The sequence below is a fragment of the Streptomyces sp. NBC_00310 genome, from assembly GCF_036208085.1.
Taxonomy (GTDB): domain Bacteria; phylum Actinomycetota; class Actinomycetes; order Streptomycetales; family Streptomycetaceae; genus Streptomyces.
Map to the genome: position 1 here is coordinate 660,642 of NZ_CP130714.1, position 22,924 is coordinate 683,565.

The 22,924-nt window shown below is 69.9% G+C and carries 19 protein-coding genes and 5 pseudogenes; 15 read left to right on the forward strand and 9 right to left on the reverse strand.

Going from position 1 to position 22,924, the window contains the following annotated elements:
- The first annotated feature begins 1 nt into the window (after position 1).
- From OG202_RS02795 to OG202_RS02825, 7 genes and pseudogenes are all read left to right on the forward strand, one after another.
- The gene (locus OG202_RS02795; RefSeq protein ID WP_327731624.1) at positions 2-601 is read left to right on the forward strand and encodes a dioxygenase; all 600 of its coding nucleotides are present in this window, start codon (positions 2-4) and stop codon (positions 599-601) included.
- Complete coding sequence (locus OG202_RS02800) at positions 570-782, forward strand: hypothetical protein (protein ID WP_327731623.1); 213 nt, start codon at positions 570-572, stop codon at positions 780-782. Before OG202_RS02795 ends, OG202_RS02800 begins: the two co-directional genes overlap by 32 nt.
- Before the next feature lie 3 nt (positions 783-785).
- The gene (locus tag OG202_RS02805; protein WP_327731622.1) at positions 786-1,922 is read left to right on the forward strand and encodes a CaiB/BaiF CoA transferase family protein; all 1,137 of its coding nucleotides are present in this window, start codon (positions 786-788) and stop codon (positions 1,920-1,922) included.
- A gap of 136 nt (positions 1,923-2,058) precedes the next feature.
- Positions 2,059-2,424 (forward strand): annotated as a pseudogene (locus OG202_RS02810) (citryl-CoA lyase); the annotation flags it as partial.
- A gap of 122 nt (positions 2,425-2,546) precedes the next feature.
- Complete coding sequence (locus OG202_RS02815) at positions 2,547-2,792, forward strand: hypothetical protein (protein WP_328224798.1); 246 nt, start codon at positions 2,547-2,549, stop codon at positions 2,790-2,792.
- A 396-nt stretch (positions 2,793-3,188) separates the two neighbouring features.
- Positions 3,189-3,737: a winged helix-turn-helix domain-containing protein gene (locus OG202_RS02820; RefSeq protein ID WP_327731620.1), complete on the forward strand. Its 549-nt coding sequence runs from the start codon at positions 3,189-3,191 to the stop codon at positions 3,735-3,737.
- Positions 3,707-4,321, forward strand: coding sequence for a transposase (locus OG202_RS02825; RefSeq protein ID WP_327731619.1), 615 nt, complete (start codon positions 3,707-3,709; stop codon positions 4,319-4,321). The genes OG202_RS02820 and OG202_RS02825 overlap by 31 nt, the downstream gene beginning before the upstream one ends.
- Here OG202_RS02825 and OG202_RS02830 read toward each other — a convergent pair.
- Positions 4,318-4,728: a VOC family protein gene (locus tag OG202_RS02830; RefSeq protein ID WP_328222258.1), complete on the reverse strand. Its 411-nt coding sequence runs from the start codon at positions 4,726-4,728 to the stop codon at positions 4,318-4,320. The genes OG202_RS02825 and OG202_RS02830 overlap by 4 nt on opposite strands.
- 655 nt (positions 4,729-5,383) lie before the next feature.
- Between OG202_RS02830 and OG202_RS02835 the strand changes: the two genes are divergently transcribed.
- Positions 5,384-5,755, forward strand: a complete 372-nt coding sequence (locus OG202_RS02835) for a hypothetical protein (protein ID WP_328222259.1) — start codon at positions 5,384-5,386, stop codon at positions 5,753-5,755.
- An 80-nt stretch (positions 5,756-5,835) separates the two neighbouring features.
- Here OG202_RS02835 and OG202_RS02840 read toward each other — a convergent pair whose 3' ends face one another.
- Positions 5,836-6,063, reverse strand: a complete 228-nt coding sequence (locus OG202_RS02840) for a transposase (RefSeq protein WP_327731617.1) — start codon at positions 6,061-6,063, stop codon at positions 5,836-5,838.
- Positions 6,064-6,282: 219 nt separating this feature from the next.
- On the opposite strand from OG202_RS02840, the pseudogene OG202_RS02845 reads away from it, so the two are divergent.
- Positions 6,283-6,863 (forward strand): annotated as a pseudogene (locus OG202_RS02845) (aldehyde dehydrogenase family protein); the annotation flags it as partial.
- Between the two features lie 170 nt (positions 6,864-7,033).
- Here OG202_RS02845 and OG202_RS02850 read toward each other — a convergent pair.
- Positions 7,034-7,216, reverse strand: coding sequence for a hypothetical protein (locus tag OG202_RS02850; protein WP_327731616.1), 183 nt, complete (start codon positions 7,214-7,216; stop codon positions 7,034-7,036).
- 763 nt (positions 7,217-7,979) lie between these two features.
- Here OG202_RS02850 and OG202_RS02855 point away from each other — a divergent pair.
- The 4 genes and pseudogenes from OG202_RS02855 to OG202_RS02870 all read left to right on the forward strand — a co-directional run bounded on the left by OG202_RS02855 (position 7,980) and on the right by OG202_RS02870 (position 10,885).
- Positions 7,980-8,480, forward strand: a complete 501-nt coding sequence (locus OG202_RS02855; RefSeq protein ID WP_328222260.1) for an ATP-dependent DNA ligase — start codon at positions 7,980-7,982, stop codon at positions 8,478-8,480.
- Positions 8,477-8,569, forward strand: a pseudogene (locus OG202_RS02860) (TetR/AcrR family transcriptional regulator); the annotation flags it as partial. The gene OG202_RS02855 and the pseudogene OG202_RS02860, both read left to right, overlap by 4 nt.
- Positions 8,565-9,107 (forward strand): annotated as a pseudogene (locus OG202_RS02865) (alpha/beta fold hydrolase); the annotation flags it as partial. The pseudogenes OG202_RS02860 and OG202_RS02865, both read left to right, overlap by 5 nt.
- Positions 9,108-9,211: 104 nt before the next feature.
- The gene (locus OG202_RS02870) at positions 9,212-10,885 is read left to right on the forward strand and encodes a CocE/NonD family hydrolase (protein ID WP_327731614.1); all 1,674 of its coding nucleotides are present in this window, start codon (positions 9,212-9,214) and stop codon (positions 10,883-10,885) included.
- Positions 10,886-11,061: 176 nt separating this feature from the next.
- Here OG202_RS02870 and OG202_RS02875 read toward each other — a convergent pair whose 3' ends face one another.
- Positions 11,062-14,757 (reverse strand): WD40 repeat domain-containing protein, encoded by a 3,696-nt coding sequence (locus OG202_RS02875; RefSeq protein ID WP_328222261.1) that lies wholly within the window; start codon positions 14,755-14,757, stop codon positions 11,062-11,064.
- 380 nt (positions 14,758-15,137) lie between these two features.
- Here OG202_RS02875 and OG202_RS02880 point away from each other — a divergent pair, with 380 nt between their 5' ends.
- Positions 15,138-15,983 carry an NPP1 family protein gene (locus OG202_RS02880; protein WP_327731612.1) on the forward strand — a complete coding sequence of 282 codons (846 nt, stop codon included), beginning with the start codon at positions 15,138-15,140 and terminating at the stop codon, positions 15,981-15,983.
- A gap of 603 nt (positions 15,984-16,586) precedes the next feature.
- On the opposite strand, the pseudogene OG202_RS02885 reads toward OG202_RS02880, so the two are convergent.
- The 3 genes and pseudogenes from OG202_RS02885 to OG202_RS02895 all read right to left on the reverse strand — a co-directional run.
- Positions 16,587-17,228: pseudogene (locus OG202_RS02885) on the reverse strand (thiolase family protein); the annotation flags it as partial.
- Between the two features lie 741 nt (positions 17,229-17,969).
- Entirely contained in the window at positions 17,970-19,148 is a 1,179-nt protein-coding gene (locus OG202_RS02890; RefSeq protein ID WP_327731611.1) for an acyl-CoA dehydrogenase family protein, read from the reverse strand.
- A gap of 104 nt (positions 19,149-19,252) precedes the next feature.
- Positions 19,253-19,621 (reverse strand): ferredoxin, encoded by a 369-nt coding sequence (locus OG202_RS02895; RefSeq protein WP_326585126.1) that lies wholly within the window; start codon positions 19,619-19,621, stop codon positions 19,253-19,255.
- Positions 19,622-19,803: 182 nt separating this feature from the next.
- Here OG202_RS02895 and OG202_RS02900 point away from each other — a divergent pair, with 182 nt between their 5' ends.
- Positions 19,804-20,166, forward strand: a complete 363-nt coding sequence (locus tag OG202_RS02900) for a DUF6479 family protein (RefSeq protein WP_328222262.1) — start codon at positions 19,804-19,806, stop codon at positions 20,164-20,166.
- A gap of 91 nt (positions 20,167-20,257) precedes the next feature.
- Here OG202_RS02900 and OG202_RS02905 read toward each other — a convergent pair whose 3' ends face one another.
- Positions 20,258-21,448: a 4-hydroxybenzoate 3-monooxygenase gene (locus OG202_RS02905; protein WP_327731609.1), complete on the reverse strand. Its 1,191-nt coding sequence runs from the start codon at positions 21,446-21,448 to the stop codon at positions 20,258-20,260.
- Positions 21,449-21,661: 213 nt separating this feature from the next.
- Positions 21,662-22,852: a type III PLP-dependent enzyme gene (locus tag OG202_RS02910; protein WP_328222263.1), complete on the reverse strand. Its 1,191-nt coding sequence runs from the start codon at positions 22,850-22,852 to the stop codon at positions 21,662-21,664.
- Positions 22,853-22,924: the final 72 nt, after the last annotated feature.

Sequence of the window (22,924 nt, forward strand, 5' to 3'; positions counted from 1 at the left end):
CATGGCCTTCGTGACGGAGGACAACCTCAGCGACCTGGCGGTCAAGCGGTGGGCCACCGCTCACTCGCCCCGGCTCGCCGAGCTGATGACGGCGCTGGTGCGGCACCTGCACGCGTACGCCCGCGAGGTCCGGCTGACGGAGGAGGAGTGGGCGGCAGCCGTCGAGTGGCTCACGGCGACCGGCCGGATCAGTGACGACAAGCGCCAGGAGTTCATCCTCGCCTCCGACGTCCTCGGTCTGAGCACGCTCGTCGTCCAGCTGAACCACCGCTTCTCGGCGAAGGCCACTCCGGCGACGGTGCTCGGTCCCTTCCACATCGACGGCTCTCCGACGGCGGGATTCGGAGCCGACATGTCGGACGGCGTCCCGGGCACGCCGGTGTTCATCACCGGCCGGGTCCTCGACCTCGACGGCACGCATCTGCCCGACGTCGTCCTGGACGTATGGCAGGCCGACGCCGACGGCGCCTACGAGGCGCAGCTGCCGGAGATCGACGAGGCCCGGCTGCGCGCGCTGTACCGAACGCGGGCGGACGGACGTGCACACCGTGCTGGTCAACGGAACCGTGGTGAAGTACGCGCACGAACTGGTCGGCGTTGACCTGGAGCGGGCCCGCACCGCCGTCGCCGCGACCGTGGACTACGCGCGGACCACCATGGGCGAGGACGCGTGGCGGGAGGCCGTCGAGCCGGAGATCCCGACAACCGAGGTGATCTCCAACCCCTACACCTACAGCGAGTACCGCAGCGAAGGCGTCGCCGTGCAGAACGAGGGGGCGTAGCCCATGAACGGCGGTTCACCCGGGCCGCTGGACGGGCTGCTGGTGGCGGACTTCTCCCGCATCCTGGCGGGTCCGTACGCGACCATGCTGCTGGCTGACCTCGGCGCCGACGTGGTGAAGGTCGAGGGCCCGGGAGGGGACGACACTCGCGGTTGGATGCCGCCGGTGCGCGACGGTATGTCGACCTACTACCTCGGGATCAACCGCGGGAAGCGGTCGATCGCTCTCGACTTCCGCGACGAGGGCGACGCGCGGCTGGCCAGGGAGCTTTCGCGGCGCGCGGACGTCGTGATCGAGAACTTCAAACCGGGCGGGCTGGCCAGGTACGGCCTGGACCATGCCTCGGTGAGCGCCGGGAATCCGGGCGTGGTCTACGCGTCGATCAGTGGTTTCGGCGCCGGGCCCGGCCGGAAGGTGCCTGGCTACGACCTGATGGTGCAGGCGATCTCCGGGCTGATGAGCCTCACCGGTGATCCGGACGGGCCGCCGTACCGGGCGGGCATCTCGGTCTTCGACGTGATGGCGGGCAACCACGCCGCCATCGGCATCCTCGCCGCGCTGCGGCACCGCGACGCGACCGGCCAGGGACAGCTCGTCGAGGTGAACCTGCTGTCCTCGGCACTGACCGGGCTGGTCAACCACAGCTCCTCCTACGTCGCCGGCGGCACCGTGCCCTACCGGATGGGCAACGCGCACCCCAGCGTCTTCCCCTACGAACCGCTGCCGACGGCCGACCAGGACCTGATCGTCACCGCGGCCAACGACGGCCAGTTCCGCAAGCTGTGCGAAGTACTCGGGATCCCCGAGACCGCCGACGATCCCCGCTTCCGGCACAACGCCGACCGTACCGAGCGACGGGAGGAACTCCGGCCCCTCCTGCTCGAACGGCTGAAGACGAGGACCGCTTTGGAGTGGTTCGATCTGTTCGTCGACGCCGGGGTCCCCTGCGGACCGATCAACACCATCGCCGGCGGATTCGCGATGGCCGAACGCTTCGGACTCGACCCGGTCGTCGAGGTCGGCGAGGGAGACCGGGCCGTACCCACGACACGGCACCCGATCCGCTTCTCCGAGACGCCCGCCGCCTACCGCCTGCCCCCGCCCGAGTTGGACGAGCACCGGACCGAACTCCGCAAGTGACTGGAGGACGGAGTGGGGGATGATCCGGAGGACGAGAATGCCTGAGAAACCGAATGCGCCCGAGTACCCGACCGCCCTCGGTGCGTCCTCCCTGGACAGCATCACCCTGCTCGGCCAGGACCTAGCGGCCGATGTGATGGGCGAGGTGGGATTCGGCGAGCTGGCGTTCTGGCTGGCCACGCAGCGCCGCCCCACCTCCGGGGAGACACGGGTGTTCGAGGCGGTGCTCGCCGCACTCGCCGACCACGGCTTCACCCCGACCGCCATAACGGCCCGGCTGACATACCTATCAGCCCCCGACTCGATACAGGGAGCCATCGCCGCAGGGCTCCTCGGCGGCGGCTCCCGCTTCCTCGGCGTGACCGAGGACTGCGGCCGCTTCCTGCATGACGCCCTGTCCACGCTGGAGAACGGCCACCCGACCGACGAAGCCGGCTGGGACGAACTCGCCCTGGCCACCGTACGCTCCCGAAGAGAAGCCCGGGAGCTCATCCCCGGCCTCGGACACCACGTCCACAAGCAAGGTGACCCCCGCACTCCGAGGCTGTTCCAACTCGCCACGGAGGAAGGGCTGTTCGGCCGCACCTGTCGCTGTTCGCGGCCATCGGCCGGGTCCACCCCCAGGTGCTGGGCAGCACCCTGCCGCTCAACGGCGCCGGGGTCTGCGGTGCCGCACTCGCCGACCTCGGTCTTCCGCTGGACCTGCTCCGCGCCTTCGCCCTGCTCGCCCGCACGGCCGGACTCATCGGCCAGCTCGCCGAGGAGATGCGCAACCCCGTCGCGAACGACATCTTCCTGTCGGTGGACCTGAACAACCGGCCCGTCCCGCCGCAGCCCCGCGACGCCCCACGCCCCGCGGGGCACGCGTGACCTCACTGTCCGGGGCCGGGTCCACGAAGGCCCCGCCCGGGACGGCGGCAGCGACCTGGGGCGGCGGTTCCTCTGAAAGGAGCGAGCCCTCTCAGAGGAAGCGAACGTTCTGGGCCGGTGCGAGTCCGGTGGAGTAGTGGTTGGTGTGGGTGGCCGGGCACATAGAGGCGCTCCAGGCGCCGGAGCCGGACTCTCGGCCGCCTCGCCGCCCAATGCGTCGATCGGGGCGAAGCTCTCCTTCTGTCGCACCGGCTCCCCGTTGAGCCGCTCCAGGAGTTCGACGGCTTTCTGCCGACCGGAGAGCTGCCTGATGCGGGCGTGCAGTCCGTGGTTGAGGCCGGAGCAGGTCACCGTAGTTGGCTGCTGGTTGGGTAGGGCTCCTGTGGGAGGGACGCCATGTCGAACATCCTCCGCATCGAGTTGACTGCCGATCAGCGTCGCGAGTTGCGCGAACTGCTGGCTCGGCGGGATCTGACCCGCTACACCCGGCAGCGGGCGGAGTGCATCCGCCCGCTCGACCGCGGCAAGACCGCCCCCGAGGTCGCCGACCTGCTGGAGTGCAACGTGGTCACGGTCCGCGCGGCGGCCCACCGCCTCCACGACGGCGGGGTCAAGGTACTGCCGGACGCCCCACGCCCGGGGCGTCCGGCCAGGGTGCTCGGCGACGACGACCGCGCCGCGCTGGCACGGCTGCTGGACGTCTCCGCCGCGGAAGGGATCACCTGGACCGTCCCGGCACTGCGCGACTGGCTGCGCGAACAGCGCGGAGTAGAGATCTCCGCTGACTGGCTGTGGGAGCTGCTGCGCCGTGACGGCTTCCGCTGGAAACGCACCCGCGACACGGTGCGGCACCAGGCCGACCCCGTCCTCCAGCAAGCGGCCCGGGCCCGGTTGGAGGACTTGCGGACTTACGGATGGAGGCGCACGCGGGCGAACGCGACCTGATCTTCCTGGACGAGTCCGGCTTCGCCCCGACCCTGCCCACCGGCTACACCTACTCGCGCATCGGGCAGCGGGCGGTGGTGCCCCGCGAGGCCACCAAGAACCGCCGGGTCAACGTGCTCGGCGCCCAGATCGTGGGCACCACGCCGGACCTTCTCTGGCAGCCCACCTGCGGGAAGATCGACGCCGGGATGCTGCTGGAGTTCGTCTGCGCGGACCTGGCCGGCCTGCCCGGTGGGGCCGCAGCCCTGGAGCTGGCCGCCGACGGCCTCGATGGACAGCTGCCCGGCTGGGCACGCTCGCGGCCGTGCACCGTGGTGCTGGACAACGCCTCAGCGCACACGGCCAAGGCGTTCAAGGGCCGCCGCAAGCAGCTGACCAAGATCGGGGTGGAGCTGTTCTACCTGCCACCGCGCAGCCCGGAGTTGAACGACATCGAGTTGGTCTGGCGTCAGGCGAAGTACCAGGATTACCCGCAACGCGCCCAGACCAGCACCGACGCCATCGGCAAGGCCGTCGACCAGGCCATGAACCATCAACGCGACCGGATCCGACAGTCAGCAACGAACCGCATCCAAGCCGCTTAGCCGCGCTTGGGCCAGATCGGGCCCTGGTCGGTCCAGATGACGCCCTTGTTGCGGCACAGGCAGAAGGGGTGGCCGATCAGGTCGGTGTAGATCTGCCAGCCGTAGCCGTTGGGGCCGATGAAGTCCTGCCTTAGCGTCGCGCCGAGGTCGAGGACGCGGCGCTGCTCGGACTCGATCTCGTCCACTTCGAAGTCGAGGTGGAACTGCTTGGGGTGCTCGCTGTCGGGCCACTGCGGAGCGCGGTAGTCGTCCACCCGGATGAATGCCAGCTCGATCTCGCCGAACTGGATGCCAGCCCAGTCCTCGGAGCTGCCTTCCTTGATCGGACGGCCCGTCACCTCGGAGTAGAAAGCCGCCAGCTTCATCGTGTCCGGGCAGTCGATAATGAAATCGGTGAGTCGCAGCATCCCGCGATCTTGTCACGAGCTCACACCCGACTTCGAGACAGGCCCTAAGCAGCTCCGCTGAGGTGCGGGAACAATAAGTTCCTGGGGCTTCGCCCCCAGACCCCGTTCACCAGGGGCGGCCAGGTTTGTACCGCAGGTGCGGATCAGGCAGCGGACCTCGGCGGAGCGGCGGCGGTTCCGGCGAAGTCACGTGCTGATCCTTCGGCCTCTGAGCGCTCGACCAGGCCGAACTGCGAGGTACCAGCAGCACACTGCACGGCATCCGCTTAGCCAGGCTGGCGATCAATGTTCCGTCCGACCCTAAAAGGTTCTAGGTTGCCCGGTCGGACGAGGCCTCGCAGCCCGGTAGCACTGCCAGCCAGTCGATGGGAGACCTCCGAGTGCTGAAGAACCGAGTTGCACGTGCCACGGCGGCACTCATGCTGAGCACCGTTGCACTGACCGGTGCGGGCGTCGTGGCCACCGCGACTCCTGCAGCGGCCGCGGTCATCGAGAGCACAGCGACGCGCGCAACCTGAACAGTTGCAGGCACCCCAGCACCTGCATCCGGGAGACAGTCAGGCGTGCCCGACCGGCACGTACCCCACTGGGACAAAATCGGGGAGCTGATTCCTTGTGCGCCTTCACGTGAAACTGGCCAAGCGGATGGGCTGTCGTGGCGACAGCGGCCGCCGCGCTCGCCACCGCTGGGCTGGCCACGGCCCCCACCGCCTCGGCCTACGACTACAACGGATGCGGCTGGCCCCGCGTCTGCTTCTACCTGACCGACAGCGACTGGAACAACGGCAAGCCCACGGCCGCGTACCAGGACGTCACCAGCTCCTACCAGGACCTCGGATCCAATAGCCGGGGCGCCAACAAGATCAGGAACACCCGCAACGACGACCGGGTCTATCTGCGCTACTACGACCAGTACGGTGTGACGTACTACACGTGCCTGAAACCGAACCAAACCTCCAACTTCAGCTCCAACGCCACGGTGACCGGCGTCCGCATCGACACCAACTCCACCTGCCCCTCAAGCTGACAGGGGCTGTCGGTCCCACAGGGCTGAACAGGCGCTGATGAGAGCGAGGACCCGGCCGCCCCCGATGTCGGCCCGGTTCATCAACTGGCCTGGGACATCAGGTGGTTCGGGGCCACGGCGCATTCGTCGATTTTCGTAGGGTGGAGGAAGCGCCGCTGGATCCGGGAGGCACCGGTCCTGGTCCGCCACCGTCTTCCGTCGATCAGCTGCCGACGACCCCACATGGGCGGCCGGCCCGGCTTGGTGAACTGCGGTAACAACGGCTCCAGCCGGGCCCACTGATCGTTGGTCAGATCGCCCCGCCTCACGCAATGTGATCATTCACGACCAAAATCCACTTTCGCAACAGACCCTGGCGGGCGCTGATGCCGACGAGGTGGAGGGCGCGGGGGCGGGTAGCGCGTTCGGGCGGGCGAGGCCGGCTGAGCGGATGACGTGAAGCGCACTGCTGGTCCCTCTCCGTTCGGCCTGGTCGAGCGCTCGGACGCCACGAAGAATCAACACGTGACTTCGCCGGAGCTGCTTAGGCCGTCGTCGCGGTCGGCGCGATCGGCGACGAACTGGTCGACAAGATCCGCGAGCGCGCCGAGAAGATCAAGATCGGCCCCGGCAACGACCCGACCTCCGAGATGGGCCCGCTGATCACCGCCGTGCACCGCGACAAGGGTGGCCTCCTACGTGGAGGGCGCGGCGGCCGAGGGCGCCAAAGTGGTGCTGGACGGCACCGGCTACACGGTCGACGGCTCCGAGGACGGCCACTGGATCGGCATCTCCCTTCTCGACAAGGTCCCGACCACGGCGAAGGCCTACCAGGATGAGATCTTCGGCCCGGTGCTGTGCGTCGACACGTACGACGACGGCGTGGCCCTCATCAACAGCTCGCCGTTCGGCAACGGCACCGCGATCTTCACCCCGGGAGGGCGGCGCGGCCCGCCGCTTCCAGATGGAGATCGAGGCCGGCATGGTCGGCGTGAACGTCCCGATCCCGGTCCCCGTCGGCTACCACTTCTTCGGTGGCTGAAACGATTCCCTCTTCGGTGACCACCACATCTACGGCAACGACGGCACCCACTTCTACACCCGCGGCAAGGTCGTCACCACCCGCTGACCCGACCCGGCCGACGCCCCCTCGGGCGTCGACCTGGGCGTCCCGCGCAACCACTGAGCCCTGTGCGAGGGGGAGGCTGTGCACCGGCCGCCCCCTCGCCGTCGTATCAGCTGGGGCGCATCAGCTGGAGCGGTCGGAGAAGCCGAACGTGTCGCTGCCGGAGTCCATGGTCAGGCCCAACTTCCCCAGCATTCCTGGCCCGGCCAGCACGCGGAGAGGGTGTGGACGTTTGACGATGCCTGTCGGGGGAGCTTGTTCTGGCCGTTGTCGGCGGAGGCGATGCCGAAGGCTGTGGCGATCAGGGCTGCGGTGGCCACGGCCGTGGTCAGGGCCTTGGTGATGAGTCGTTGCATGGCTGTACTGATTCCTTCGCGTAGTGGGGATGCGATAGATCATCAGCTTGTGGGATTACCGCTCCCGCGTCAATGTGAAGTTTCAAGTAACTCTGCCGTGTCGCACGGGGCTTGGAGTCCGGACGCGGCTTGTTGAATCACGTCGTACCAGTCGCCGCCCACGCCTGCCCGGGATCCGCCGGGCAGGTAGCGGCAGGCGGTCTCGACGGCGGACTGTTCGGGCACCTGATGCACCGAGTCGATCCAGTGAGCTGACCGCATTCGTCCAGCCCCGCACCCACGCATCCGACCAACTCGCCACCTGGGGCCTGGAAGTCCCCGACCCTCTCGAGGGCGACACGATCCTGATCGACGGCCAGGAGTCATCGGCAAGACCATCGTCAAGATCGCCAGGGCGCGCCGCCCGCGCACCCGCTACCGGGTGGGTTTCGGGGCCGCCCCCACCATGTTCCTGCGCTGGCTGCGGCCGGACCGCGCCTTCGACTTCGTCATCCGCAGTGGCTTCGGCGTCTGATCCAATCTGGTTCCAGGAGAGATCGGTCCTCTGCGGCCCCGCGCCCACACCGGTGCGGCAGGTGGTCACGACGGCCGGAGGAGGGCTGCTCTTCAGCGGGGTCTCCCGGCTGATCGACAGCATCCACCGCCATGAGCTACAGGACGATCTACTGAGTGCCGTACACCAGATTTGGTCCCCAGCCACGAAGTCAAAGGCCGACGCAATTGCCGAGCGTCTGCCATACGAACCTGCCGCCGAAACAGCGCATTGCGGCTGCGGGCGCGCGGGTTCACCGCCAGAGGCGACCCAGAATCTGAGATCCCGCCCGCTTTCGCGTTCGATCTGTTGCGGCTGTCCGGGACGGACACGACCTCTTGGCCGTATCGGCGGCGCAGGACCGCGCGGGAGTCCGTGTTCGCCGCCCGTCGGCTGACGGCGCCGCGGGTGTTGTGTCCGTCGACCACTGAGGTCGACGTCGTGCGCGAGTGGCTGACGTGGGCGTCGGTCGGGATGGAGGGGGTGGTCTTCAAGAGGCTGGACGACGCCTACCGCCCGCCGGTGAGGGGCTGGCAGAAATACAAGGTCCGCGAGACGAGCGAGGCGATCACCGGCTCTCTGGCCGTTCCCAGCACGCTGCTGCTCGGCAGGTACGACACCGAAGGCCGCTTTCAGTACGTCGGCCGCACCACCGCCCTCGCCCAGGCGGCAGGTGCTGCGGTCGCCGACCTGCTCGCTGCGGGGCGGCGCGGTCATCCGTTGACAGGCTGAAGCCAAGTACCAGAGAGCGGCTGCTGGAGGCGGCGGCCACGCTCACCTACCGAGACGGTGTCGGCATCGGCGTCGAGGCGCTGTGTCGGGGAGTCCATGGGAGCGGTGCTCGCCCTGACCACTGCGGCCGACCTGCCCGGGCGGGTACGGCGCGTCGTCGCTGTGAACACGTACGACTTGACCGGCGGGATCGCCCGATCCAGTCTTCTCGCCCGTGTGGTGGTCGGCGGTGTTCTCACTCCGGGGGTGGGCCATGTGGTCGCCCGGGTGGAGTCCAAGGCCGCCTTCCGCAGGATCCTGCAGGGCGGGCTGGTCGACAAGAGCGCGCTGCGGGAGGACTACGTGGACGAGCCCCTCCAGGTGGGCAGCCGCCCCGGCTACCCGGCCGTCGCCCGGGCCGTGTACCGGAGCCTGCCCAGTCTCATGGCCGCCCGCTCGCGCTACCCCGAGGTCAAGGCACCCGTCCACCTCGTCTACGGGGAGAACGACTGGTCCCGACCCTCGGACCGGCAAGCCGACAAGAAGCTGCTGTCCGCCGCCGATTTCACGCAGGCGCCGGGCGCGGGCCACTTCATCGCCTTGGAACGGCCCGATCTACTGGCCGACCTGCTGAACGCGGTGGCGTGACCGCCCCGGGAACGCCGTAGCCACCCCCGTTCGGGTGTAGTGCGGGACGGGGACCAGGTTCCACCATGTGCCTGACAGCGTCATGGCGTGCAAAGGAGCAGCGCGTGGCAGAGATTCAGATCGAGTTCGATGTTCCGGCCGAGATGCGTGACGGCACCGTGCTGCGCGCCGATGTCTACCGCCCCGGGGGCACGGGGCCGTGGCCGGTGTTGCTGAGCAGGCTGCCGTACGGCAAGCAGATGGCCCTGGCGATCGCCCTCCTCGATCCCCTGGCGGCGGCTCGGCGTGGCTTCATGGTGGTCATCCAGGACACCCGCGGCCGGTTCGCCTCCGAGGGCGCGTGGGAGCCATGGACCTACGAGGAGAGCGACGGGTACGACACCGTGCGGTGGGCTGCTGCCCTTCCTGGAGCGAACGGCGCCGTCGGCATGATCGGCGCCAGCTACTTCGGCAACACGCAGTGGATGGCGGCGCTGTCCAAGCCGCCGGAGCTGAAGGCGATCGCGCCGATGGTCACCTGGTCCGACCCGGACGACGGGCTGTGGACGCGCGGCGGCGCGATCGAGCTCGGCATCACCGCGCCCTGGTCCCTCATGATGGGCGCCGACGCGCTGATGCGCCGGCACAGCGCCGACCCCGCCGCGCTCGGCGGCAGCCTCGTCGGCCTCGTACAGGACCTCGACATCCTGGCCGACGGCGGTTACGGCGAACTGCCCGCCGGGCGGTTTCCCGCGTTCGCCCGGCACGACCTTCCCGAGCTGGGCTACGAGAGGTCCCGACGGGAGCCCGAGTGGGCGCGTTCCTCCCGTGTCGCGGGTCGGCACGACGAGGTCGACCTGCCCACCTTCCAGGTCGGCGGCTGGTACGACATCTTCACCCAGGGCACACTCGACAACTTCACCGCCATGCGCCGCGCCGGCCGGTCCGCCACGCTGATCATGGGTCCGTGGAGTCACGCCAACCAGCAGCACGTCATCGGCGACGTCAACTTCGGGTTCAGCGCGAACTCCGCCTTCATGGGCATGCGTGGACCCCTGAACGGCCTCCAGCTCGACTGGTTCCAGCGCACGATCGGCGACGGCGAGGCTCTGGAGCCGGACACGGGCAACGTGCTGCTGTTCGTCATGGGCGTCAACCAGTGGCGCGAGGAGACGGAGTGGCCACTGTCGCGGGCCGTGGACACGGACTTCCACCTGCGCGCGGACGGACGCCTGACGCAGGAGCCGCCCGCTGTCGCCGAGCAGGCCGAGGAGTTCACCTACGATCCGGCGGATCCCGTGCCCACCACCGGCGGCGCGCTGCTGATGACCGACGAGTTCCGTCCCGGGCCCCTCGACCAGAGGGACGTGGAGGCGCGCGAGGACGTCCTGGTCTTCACCACCGAACCCCTCGCCGAGGACGTCGAGGTGACCGGCCGCGTCAAGGCCGTGCTCTTCGCCGCCACGGACGGGCCCTCGACCGACTGGGTGGCACGGCTGTGTGACGTCGACGAGAACGGCGTCTCCCGCAATGTGGCCGACGGCATCGTGCGGGTGCGCGCGGCGACACCGGGCGAGCCGGCCGAGCACGTCGTGGACCTGTGGTCGACCAGCATCGTCTTCCGTGCCGGTCACCGGATACGGGTCCAGATCACCTCCAGCAACTTCCCCCGCTGGGACCGCAACCTCAACACGGGCGAACCCGAGGAGAGCGCGACCACGGCCCGAGTGGCCCGCCAGCACGTCTTCCACGACCCCACCCGGCCCTCCCGCATCGTCCTGCCGGTGGTCCCGGGCTGACAGGTAGCGGCGGCGGAGTCGGCCGAGTGGTTGCGTCACTGAGCAGAAACCAGGACCGCGGCCGCGGTTGCACCCCGGATCGGCGACGCACGATCACCTTCATCCGCCCCGCACCGTCCGGTGCGGGGCGGGGTACGAGGGAGCCAGGACCGGCACGGCGGGGACGGAGCCCGATGTCAGAAGCGGCCTTGCCGGCCACACACCTTTCTGTACGGCGCGTCGGATACGTGCGTGTTCCATTCCGCTCTCGTGAGGTCGATGTTGCCCGCGCGGGCGCAGATCTGGGCCACGGCGCGGCTCGGGTCGACCGTGTAGCGGCGGAGGGGGACGTGGCTTCCGGCAACGAGGAGAGTGGCGTTGTCCGGGCTGAAGGCGAGGGAGGTGATCGGCTCGCCGGGGGTGGGGAGGGGGCCCAGGAGCTGTTGGGTGGTGATGTCCCAGAGCTTGATGGTGCCGGCGTCGCCGCCGACGGCGAGGGTGTGGCCGTCGAGGCTGAGGGCCAGGGCGCTCACCGCTTCGGGGGTGTTGCCGAGCGGGGCCGGGAAGACATTGGGCAGGACGCCCGCGCGGCGGCGCAGGTCACCGTCCCACAGGGCGACGCGGCCGGTACGGTCGCCCGCCGCCAAACGGCTGCCGTCGGGGCTGAACGCCAGCGCGCTGATGCGGTCGCCCTGGACCAGGTCCAGCGCGCCGATGCTGCCGGTGGCCTTGCGGGCCACCCGGTTGTCGCCGACGACCAGTTCCGTGCGGGGGCTGAGCGCGAGGCGGGAGCTGACCAGGCCGGAGCCGGTGAGTGACTCCGTCCGTCGGCGGGTGGTGGTGTCCCACATCTCGTTCGCGGGTTCGCCGCCGGGCGGGGTGCGGGTGGTGAAGAGAATACGGCCGTCGGGGGTAAGAGCGAGCGCGGTCACCGCCGTGCCGGACCGGGTCGAACCCACGTCCAGCGTGCTCTGTTCCCGGTCGCGGGTCAGGTCCCAGACGGTGAACCACTGTGACACGGCCCGCCCGCCGGGCGCGGTGACGCCGTAGACCAACCGGCTGCTGTCGGGGCTGAACGCCATTCGGGCGGCGGTGTCCGGGGGCGCGAGCGGCGTCCCGCCCCGTCCGCCGGCGGCGGCGACCGGCGAGGGTCGGCGCGGCAGTGTGCGGACGAGCCGGCCGTTGTCGGTGGCGCGCAATTCGAAGACGTGGCCGTCGGTCGCGCGTCGGGCGGTGACAAATCGACGGCCGTCCGGGCTGATGAGAACGGCGTCCATGGGGTGGTCACACCAAGCGGCGGTGACAGTGGTCGTCAGGTCGAGGGTGTGGACGGTACCGCCCTCCAGGTAGCGCAGCACCGGCAGGCCAGGGTCCCAGGCGAGGCCGCCGTGCGGGTGCTGGTTGTCGAGGGCGTGCCGAAGGACGGGGGCGGCCGGGGTGGACAGCCGCCAGACCCGGATCTCGTCGGCGGAGCCCGCCGTCGCCAGGAACTGTCCGTCCCGGCTGAAGGAGGCGTACCGCACCCCCGGGTCACGGACCTCGGCGACCCGGACGCCGGTACGGACGTCCCACACCCGCACCCGGTCCCCGGCAACGACGGCGAACCGTCCGTCGGCCCCGAACACCACCGCCGAGTCAGCATCGCAGACCCCTTGGTCCCGCTCCCACTCCCCGTGCGGCGCCCGCCCTCCGCCGACCTCCCAAACTTGCGGCACCTTCCCCGTCGGGCAGACCGCGACCAGCCGGTCGTCACCGCTCGGCGCCACGTTGGCAGGGGTCGCCCCCCGCGTCTCGAACAGCACGGCACCATCGGCCACGGCCCGCACGCGTACGAGGTCCGCGCCGGAGTCGGAGCCGGCACCCGAGCCGCCGTCGTCCACACCGGGTTCGCCCATCACGAAACTGCGCCCACTCGACCCGAAAGCGATATCCTTCCGCCCCGGCGCCGACGGCGCACCCCCCGTCCACCGGCCCGCCCTCCTGTCCCACAGTCGTACGTGCCCGTCCCCGCTCGCGCCCGAGATCGCCAGGACACGGGCGTCGGGGCCCACGGCCAGGACCTCGCCCTCGGGAAGGCGGCCAGAGCCGGTGCTGCGGCGGGTGCCGAGGTCCCAGGTCTGCCAGGCTCGGTCGTCGACACTGAGGAGGGTGCGACCGGAGTCTGCGAAAAAGCGCTGGGATCGGAACCCGGAGGCCGGGTCGCTGAAGGAGTCGGACTCGGGCTGGAGGAGGGAGCCGAGGAGGACGCGGCGGGTCTCCGGGAGCGGGGCGATGCGCCAGGCGGCGACGCTGAGGAGGAGAGCGGCGCGGGGGTCGGTGGTGCGCAGTCCGTCGGCGACGGCGGCGATCCGCCGAGCGGAGTACTCCGTGCGCTGCCGCTGGTTGTGGTCGTGCTGCCGCCAGGCGGCCAGGCCGGTGACCAGCGCCACCGCGAGGACGGCCGAGAGGGCGCCGACGAGTTGGCGGGACCGCCGGGTGGAGCGGGCGGCGGCCCGCCTCTCTGCCTCGCGGGCTTCGCACGCGGCGGTGAGGAAGGACCGTTCCGCCGCCCCCAGGGCGGGGTGGTTGTCGTGGCCGGGAAACATCTCCTCGGCACGGGCCAGACGGGTGCCCCTGTAGAGGGTGCCGGCGTCGCGGTCGTGCTCCAGCCAGGCGCGGACGGCTTCGGTGAGCTGCCGGTGATGGCGCAGTCGTTCGCGGTCCTGCTCGACCCAGCCGTGCAGCCGGGGCCAGCAGGTGATCAGTACCTCGTGGGCGAACCGGACTCCCTCGTCGTCGACGGTCAGCAGGCGGGCCTGGGCCAGCCGCTCCACCACGACCGGTGTCTCGGAGTGCGTGCACTCCCGGAGTTCGGCCCGGGTGAACGGGCGCCCTGTGTCGACGGTGCCCCTCCCCGGCTCGACCAGCCGCAGCAGCAGCAGCCGGGCGACGGCGGCCTGGGATGCGGACAGTTGCCCGTACACCTCCTCGGCGGTCGTCGCGATCGCGCCACTCAGCCCGCCCGCCGCCTCGTACGCGGCGGTCGTCAGCATGCGGCCCTTGCGCCGCCGCCAGGTCTCCAGCAGGGCGTGCGAGAGCATCGGCAGCGCGCCGGGACGGTCGAGCACCTCTTCGACGATCGTCGTGGCCAGCGACCGCTCCACCAGGACGCCGGCCACCAGCGCGGGCTTCACCACCGCGTCCCGCAGTTCGTCCGCGGTCATCGGGCCGACCGCCAGCCCGGCGCGGCGCAGCGCGTCCGCCAGCTCCGGGTGGTGGACGCAGCGCCGGTGGAAGTCGGCGCGCACGGCGATGACCACCCGTAGCCGGAACGCGGGGTCGCGGGCGGTCAGCAGCAGCTCGATGAAGCGGGCGCGCTCCGCCTCGTCCTGGCACAGGGTGAAGACCTCCTCGAACTGGTCCACCACCACCCAGCGCTCCGGCTCGCCCTCCGCCGGTGTCAGCAGATGCCCGTACGTCTCGGCCGGCCGGGCTCCGGGCGTGAGGACGCGCACCGCACCCTCGCTTCCTGCCATCTCCTTCCTGACACGCGGGAGGAACCCGGCCCGTAGCAGCGAGGACTTGCCACTACCGGAGGCGCCCAGCACCGCCGCGAACCGGTGCACGGACACGAGCCGGCAGAGCTCAGTCAGGGCCCGGTCACGGCCGAAGAACAGCTCGTGGTCGTCCGGTTCGAACCGGGCGAGGCCCCGGTACGGCGCCGGCCCGTCCCCTTCGTCGGGGACGAGAGCGGCAGCGACCGCCGCCTCGGCCTCCTTCCACCGCGTCTCCCACTCGCCGGGGTCGCCCCCGCAGGCACGCGCATATCCCTTGACCACGGCGTGCGACGGCAGCCGCTCCCCGGCGGCCGCCTGTGACAGCGTCGTCGCGGAAAACCCCGCCTCCTGAGCCATGGCCCGATACGACGGGCTGCCGGCCGTCCTGCGCAACTCCCGTAATGCATGGGCGAGTTGCTGCACAGGGCCGGCAGCCGGGTCAACGGGTCTCTCGGGACGTCCCATAGGTCCACCCATTCACACTGAACATCGGACGAAAACGATCTTCACTGCGCACCCCCATCAAAATAGCTTGTACTTTCAAGTATCGGCACTCTGGCCGCACGGAGTGTGGTGTTGATGACAACCGCGGGACACGCCGCCGAACAACCGACCACCCCTCACCCGGATTGATTGCCCTGGTGGAATCAGGTGTGGATCAACTCTCCACTTGCCAGCGTCTGTTGCGCCGATCCGGATCACCGGCACACCCCGCGTAGCGAGTGGAGAAAACGCTGATGTCCCACGCAGTCATGAGCCGCGGCAAGAACCGCGGCACGTCCCTTCTCGGCCGATTCGGCCGTGCCGCAGTCGTCGCGGTCAGCGCCGCCGCGCTGCTCATCGGTATGACGAGCAGTGCCCACGCCGGCGTACTGACTCCCCTGCCCGAGAGCACCACCCCGTTCCAGAGGACGTTCCAGCCGGTCTTCGACTACGACTCGGACGGCTGTCTCCCGGTCGCCGCCATCGACATCAACGGCAAGCTCAACGGCGGTCTCGACGACAGCGGATCCGTCACCGGCCAGTGCCGCTCGGGCCACCTCGGCAACGCCAACACGTACTCGCGGGCCAAGTGCAACAACGGCTGGTGCGCGATCATCTACACCCTTTATTTCGAGAAGGACATGAGCTGCCGCGACTGCACGCGAACGTCGCACCGCCATGACTGGGAGTCGGCGGTGATCTGGGTGCGGCAGGGCTCGGGCACGCCCTCGTACGCGTCCGTCTCCCATCACGGCGACTACACGACCTCGCAGTTCAGCGCGGTCCCGAGGGACGGGGTCCGCCTCAAGGTCGTCTACCACAAGGAGGGCAACTTGTGGGACACCCACTCGTTCCGCTTCGCCGGGGCGGGCGAGGTGGCGGAGGCCTGGGGCGACGGCGGCTGGGACTTCCCGCGCCTGGTGACCTGGACCAGGTTCCCGGCCGGCAACAACGGCGTGAACCTCCAGGACCGCATGCAGAACGCCACGTGGGGCGACGCGAACTTCCCGCTGAAGGACGGCCGCTTCAACGACGAGCTCAGCAGGGCCAAGAAGCAGGCCGCCGCCGGCATCCCCTTCGACCCGTACGGCGCCGGCTGACGGCACACGGACGGCCCGCCGGGTTCCTCCGCACCCGGCGGGCCGGTCGTGCGTATCCCCTCGCACCGTTCCACGGTGAAGGTCCAGACGCCTGCGCCACAGGGCTCTCCGGCTCAGTCCAGGGATATGACGACCGACTTTGTCTTGCAGTACCGTCAACGCAGTGCCCTGGTCGAGCCGGGATTCGCCCGATCTCGAAACTGACGTGACGGCGAACAGCACTGATCCCCAAGCCTCGGTGGCGACGCGGACCGTGCCGAGCCGGCCCTATCGCTCCTGCAAGGGCGGAAGGCTGAGGATCACGCCGAGGGTCCTGTTGCGCGATTCACGGGACTTATCGCTGCCCTCTACAGAGGCTTACCTGTCCGTGCAGGAGGGGAGGCCGCTCTTCGTCAGCCGCGGAGATCCCGCCGACGGCCCAGGCGTGCAGCAGGGTCTTGCGCGCGGCGTAGGCGCGGGTGGGACCCTGGGCGGCCTTGCGGGCGAAAGCGGTCGCCTCGGCCAGCAGGCACGCGGCGGCGGTATCGGCGCCGCCGCCAGCTAAAGGATCCCGCTGCACACAGTGGGCGGAAACCTCGCCGCTATCCGTTGTGGTGTGCCCGGTCATGCTTCGAGCACTACTGCGAGTCCCTGGCCGACGCCGATGCAGATGGCGGCGACGCCGATACCGCCGCCGCGTGCAGAAAGTGCGTGTGCGAGGTGTCCGACGATGCGTCCTCCGGAGGCGCCGAGGGGGTGGCCGATGGCGATGGCGCCGCCGTCGACGTTCACCTTCTGGGGATCGAGTTCGGGCCAGAGCCGCATGCAGGCGATGCTCTGGGCGGCGTATGCCTCGTTGAGTTCGACGAGGTCGACGTCCGACCAGGTTCTGCCGGCGCGGGCGAGGGCGCGGTTGGCTGCCTCCACCGGGGTGATGCCGAAGACGTCCGGGGCGTTGCCGGCCACTCCTCGTCCGGTGATGCGGGCCAGGGGTTGTGCTCCGGGCAGTGCGTTCTCGGCTCCGAGCAGTACTGCGGAGGCACCGTCGTTGAGGGGAGAGGAGTTGCCCGCTGTGACGCTTCCGTTCGCGAGGAATGCCGGCTTGAGCGCGGCAGGGGCGGCCATGCTCGTGTCGTCGCGGATGCCCTCGTCGCGGTCGAGGTGGACACCGGGCACACCGATGATCTCTGCCGCGTAGGCGCCGTCGGCGAATGCGCGTGCCGCGTTCTGATGGCTGCGCAGGGCGAAGGCGTCCTGCTCCTCGCGAGCTCCTTTCGCCGGTGCTGTGCGGCGGTGTCCAGCGTGTTCATGTGCTGTCGGTCCCGGCGCGGCGTGCCCATGACTGGGCGACTTCGAAACGAGGGTCATCATCGCCTCAGCTGTCGTAGTCAACGGTCACCATCTCGGAGACCGGGTAGGCCTGGCAGGTCAGGACGTAGCCGGCGTCGCGCGTTCAGACGAGCTTCGACCAGTTCACCAACCTGGTCGACGACGCACAAGCCGGCAAGCTGGACGGCATCGCACTGCCCTGGCCTCACCGCCGACTGCCGTGCAGGGTCGGGGGCCACTTACATCCCAGCAGACCGGTCGCCGAACGCGTCGTGGAGATAAGGGCCCTGAACTCCCTCCACGACGATCACCTCACGCACCGCGACCTGCTACTGCAGGTCGCCGCACTCCACCAGACCTCCCGCACCCGATCCACGTCATGGGCCAACCTACAAACACGAACGCCGCCGCAAACCAGAGCCGAGCGGTCTGCTAGAGATGACCGGCCGCGAAGCCCTGAGCGCGGAACTGAACCCGCTCCGCGCACCGACGTCGCCCAAACACCTGGTGGAGCACCACCACGACTGCTGCGCGAGATCGGCATGACTCACTTGCAGATAAGGTGGACGAAGCCATCGAGACCCGATCGGCTAGGCCTGGAACACGCCGGATTGCTTGATTGATCATGGTGCCAACCATCCTCGGCATGTGACAACTAACGTCTGTGGTCACAACGGGCTAACGCCGCACCCGAGGCATCCCCAGGCCGATCCACGAGATGATCTCGCGTTGGATCTCGTTGTTGCCGCCGCCGAAGGTGAAGATGACGGCCGAGCGGTAACCGCGTTCGAGTTCGCCGTGGAGGACCGCGCCCGCGGAGCCGTCCTTGAGGGCGCCGGCGGTGGCGACGATCTCCATGAGCCAGGCGTAGGCGTCGCGGCGGGCCTCGGAGCCGTAGACCTTGACGGCGGAGGCGTCCTGCGGGGTGAGAGTGCCCTCCTGGACGGCGCTGACCATGCGCCAGTTGAGGAGTTTGAGGGCGTCGAGCTTGGTGTGGGTCTGGGCGAGGCGGCGGCGGACCCAGGGCAGGTCGATGACGCGGCGGCCGTCGGCGAGCTTGGTCTCCATGGCCCAGCGCTGGACGTTGTGCAGGGAGCGGATCGCCATGGTGCCGTGGGCGGCGAGGGTGACGCGTTCGTGGTTGAGCTGGTTGGTGATCAGGCGCCAGCCCTTGTTCTCCTCGCCGACGCGGCGGGAGACGGGGACGCGGATGTTCTCGTAGTAGCTGGCGGTGGTGTCGTGCGAGGCGAGGGTGTTGATGAGGGTGCAGGAGTAGCCGGGTTCCGTGGTCGGGACGAGGAGCATGGTGATGCCCTTGTGGGGCGGGGCGTCGGGGTCCGTGCGGACCGCGAGCCACACCCAGTCGGCCGTGTCGCCGTTGGTCGTCCAGATCTTCTGGCCGTTGACGACGTACTCGTCGCCGTCCCGCACCGCGCGCGTCTTCAGCGAGGCCAGGTCCGTACCGGCGTCGGGCTCGCTGTAGCCGATGGCGAAGTCGATCTCACCGGAGAGGACGCGCGGCAGGAAGTACGACTTCTGCTCCTCGGTGCCGTACTGCATGATCGTCGGGCCGACGGTGTTGAGCGCCATCAGCGGCAGCGGGACGCCGGCCTGGGCGGCCTCGTCGAAGAAGATGAACTGTTCGATGGCGGTCAGGCCGCGTCCGCCGTACTCCTTGGGCCACCCCACGCCGAGCCAGCCGTCCGTACCGAGACGGCGGATGGTCTCGCGGTAGAACCGCTTCTGCGCCGCCGGGTCGGCATGGCGGGTGTAGGAGCCCGCCGGGACCAACTCGGTGAAGTAGGCACGTAGTTCGGTGCGCAACCGCTGCTGCTCGGGCGTGTATTCGAGGTGCACGGCGCCTCCAGGCTCCCCAAGGCCGACCTGACGGCGCACACGCTAGAACGTGTTCCAGTAATTGGGAACAGGCGGGAGCGGGACCCTTTCCCCGCGCCCGGGACTCAGCGGAGGGTGGCGAGGAAGTCCGTGCAGGCCTGGGCGCACTCGCGGCAGGCCTTGGCGCCGTCCTCGGCGCCGGGGGAATCGTCGAAGACACGCGCGCATTCCAGGGCCACGGTTCGGCACCACTCCACCTGGAGGCGAATGCCGGCCTCGTCGAGGTTCGCCTCCTCGGACAGCACCCTGCACGTGGCGTCGCACACCTCCGCGCACATGATGCCCTTGCGTCGCATCTGTTCCTGGCCTTCGGGCCCGTCCGGATCGGCGAGGCTCGCCCGCAGCGCGCAGGCCCGCGCACATTCGGTGCAGGCCTGCGCACACGCGAAGCGGTCCTCGAGGAACCGGATGAGCTCCTGTTGGGATGTCGTCATCGAGGTCACGACGGGCGGGTAGCCGGAGGAGATCCGACCAAACACCGCGGGGCCGCATCCGCCCGCACACGGTCCGCCGGGTTCCGTTTTCCCTGCCGCAGGACAGGGCACCCGTCCGCTCCCGACCCGCTCGGTCGAAAATGGGGTCGGTTTACTCGACCTATTGGGGGTATTCATCCCATATGAACATGGAATGGACTGATATAGCCGCAGAACGAAGCGTCCTGGGCGGTATCGCACCGTTCCTGGCCGGCGTCGTAGTGGTGGCCATGCTCATCGGCGCACTCTGGTTGGGCGCCCGCGTACGCGCCCGTGAGCCGCGTCGGCCGCGCCCCGACGAGCAGCCCCGGATCCCCGAGGGCGGCCCTGTCCATGAGGAGCAGCTGAGCCGCGAACCGGACGAGATCCCCAAGAGCGACTACCGGCTGACACCGTACGAGGTGCACGGCAACCAGGGGACCCGGCCGAGCCCGGAGAAGAAGCGGCCGCGCTGGGGCAAGAACAGCAGTGGCGGCTTCGGCAGTGGCGGCCTCGGCGCCCATTGACATCCGCGCACGGCTGAGGGCCGTCCCCCGAGACGGGGGACGGCCCTCAGCCGTGCGGTCGCGCACCGGCGCGGTCACGCGATGTGACCCGTCAGAGGCCGGCGTCCAGCGGCAGGCCCGTGTAGTTCTCGGCGAGTTCGGCCGCCGCGTGGCGCGAGGTGGCGACGCGGTCGAGCTGGGAGAGCTGGAGCCGCGTCTCGAACGGGGACTGGTCCGGGTCGGCATGGAGGGTCGTGGTCATGAAGTAGGAGAAGTGCTCGGCCCGCCAGACCCGGCGCAGACAGGTGTCGGAGTAGGCGTCGAGCAGTTCGGTCGAGCCGGTCTCCTTGAGCCGGGCGAAGGCGCGGGCCAGCACGATGACATCGGTGGCGGCCAGGTTGAGCCCCTTGGCGCCGGTCGGCGGCACGATGTGGGCGGCGTCACCGGCCAGGAAGACCCGGCCGTAGCGCATCGGCTCGGTGACGTGGCTGCGCATCGGCAGGACGGCCTTGGAGGTGATGGGCCCGCGCTTGAGCCGCCAGCCGGGGTTCGCGGTCAGCGCGAAACGGGCGTCCAGCTCGTCCCAGATCTCGTCGTCGGACCAGTCTGCCGGGTCGGTGCCGTTCGGGACCTGGAGGTAGAGGCGGCTCACGGACGGCGACCGCATGCTCGCCAGCGCGAAGCCGCGCTCGGAGTGGGCGTAGATCAGTTCGTCGTAGACGGGCGGGGCGTCGGCGAGGATGCCCAGCCAGGAGTAGGGGTACGTCCGCTCGTACGTCGTCCGAACGCCGTCCGGCACCGCCCCCCGGGCCACGCCGTGGAAGCCGTCGCAGCCGACCACGTAGTCGCAGGTCAGGGTCTGCTCGCGCCCCTCGTGGGTGTACCGGATCCGCGGGCGATCACTGTCCGCACCCTCCACCGCGTGCACCTCGGCCTCGAACAGCAGGGGTCCGCCGTCGGCGAGCTGGAGGGCGATGAGGTCCTTGACGACCTCGGTCTGGGCGTAGACCCACACCCGGCGCCCGCCGGTCAGCTCGGGGAAGTCGACGCGGTGGGCGCGGCCGTCGAAGCGCAGCTCGATGCCGTCGTGGGGGATGCCCTCGGCGTCCAGTCTGGTCCCCGCGCCGGCGGAGCGCAGGACGTCGACGGTGGCCTGCTCCAGGATTCCGGCGCGCTGGCGCTGCTCGACGTAGGCGCGGTCCTTGCGTTCCAGAACCACACTGTCGATTCCCGCGTTGTGCAGCAGACGGGCCAGCAGCAGCCCCGCCGGGCCGCCGCCGATGATGCCGACAGTGGTGTGCATTGAGTACTCCTCGTCGTTGAGGACGAGCCGCGTCCCGGCCCCGGGCGAGCCGACCCTGTTCGTCTGGTGAAATTCATTTCACAAATCTGTCCACATGAGTCTGCGCCCGGTCTGCCCGCCTGTCAACGGTCACACTCGCCCAGAGGGTCGGGCGGACAGTCGGGTTCCGTCCGTCGAGGAGCGAACGGGAGGATCAGTCGGCGAACGGGAGGATCAGTCGAGGAAGTGGAAACCGGGACGGGGATGCATCAGGAAGTCGTGGTGCGAGATGTTCCACGCGTACGCGCCCGCGAGGGCGAAGGCCACCCGGTCCCCCGCCCTGAGCCCCGGCGCGTGGACGTTGCGGGCGAGCAGGTCCTTCGGCGTGCACAGCTGTCCGGTGAGGCTGACGTACTTCCCCTCGGCCGCCGGGCGCGGCCACGGATACGGCCACTCCCCCGTCGCCAGCACCGAGCACGGCTGGTCGTGCCCCTTGGTCGCCGGGGTGCGCAGATGGTGGGTGCCGCCCCGGACCACGGCGAACTCCTCGCCGTGGCTGTGCTTCACGTCCAGCACCTCGGTGGCGTACCAGCCGCAGTACGCGGTGAGCGCCCGCCCGGGTTCGATGCGCAGCGTCAGTTCGGGGTGGGCGGCGGTGAGTCGGGCGAGGCCCTCGCCGTACGTCTTCCAGTCGAAGCGGCTCTCGGGGAGCGCGTAGTCGACGGCCATACCGCCGCCGACGTTCACCTCGGCGAGCGGCACGCCCAGGCCCGTCGCCCACTCCACGATCGAGCGGGCGACGGAGAGCTGTTCGGGTGCGTCGAGTCCGCTCGCCAAGTGGGCGTGGACTCCGAGCAGTTCGAGGTGCGGGTACGTGCCGTCCGTGAGGGGGCGGAGCACGTCCGGCGCCTGCGAGGGGTCCAGGCCGAACGGGGTGGGCCGTCCGCCCATCGCGAGCGAGCTGCCCGCCAGTGAACCGTCCGCCACCGCGAGGTTGAAGCGGAGCAACACCCCGACCCGCGTGGCCGGTGCCGCCTGACGTGTCAGCTCGGCGAGCATGCGCAGGTCGTGCTCGCTCTCGACGTGGAAGCGTTCGACGCCCTGCTCCAGGGCGGCCCGGATCTCGTCCGGAGTCTTTCCGGGGCCGCCGAACGCCAGCGGACGGCCCGGTACGGCCTTGGCGACGTGGGCGAGTTCGCCGCCGGAGGACACCTCGTAGCCGTCGACGTAGGGGCCGAGCGCGGCGAGGATCTCCGGCTCGGGGTTGGCCTTGGCGGCGTAGTACAGCTCGACCCGTTCGGGGAGGGCGGCGCGCACCTGTGCGGCGTGTTCGCGCAGGGCTGTCACGTCGTAGACGTACGCGGGGAGTTCGGTGGGCGTCAGAGACAGGACGCGGTCGCGTACGGCGGGGGTCGGGTGGGTCATGGACGGCTCCTGGCTCGTCGAGGGCTCCGGGCTCGGCAACGGCTCGTGGCTGGGCACGGCTCATGGCTCATG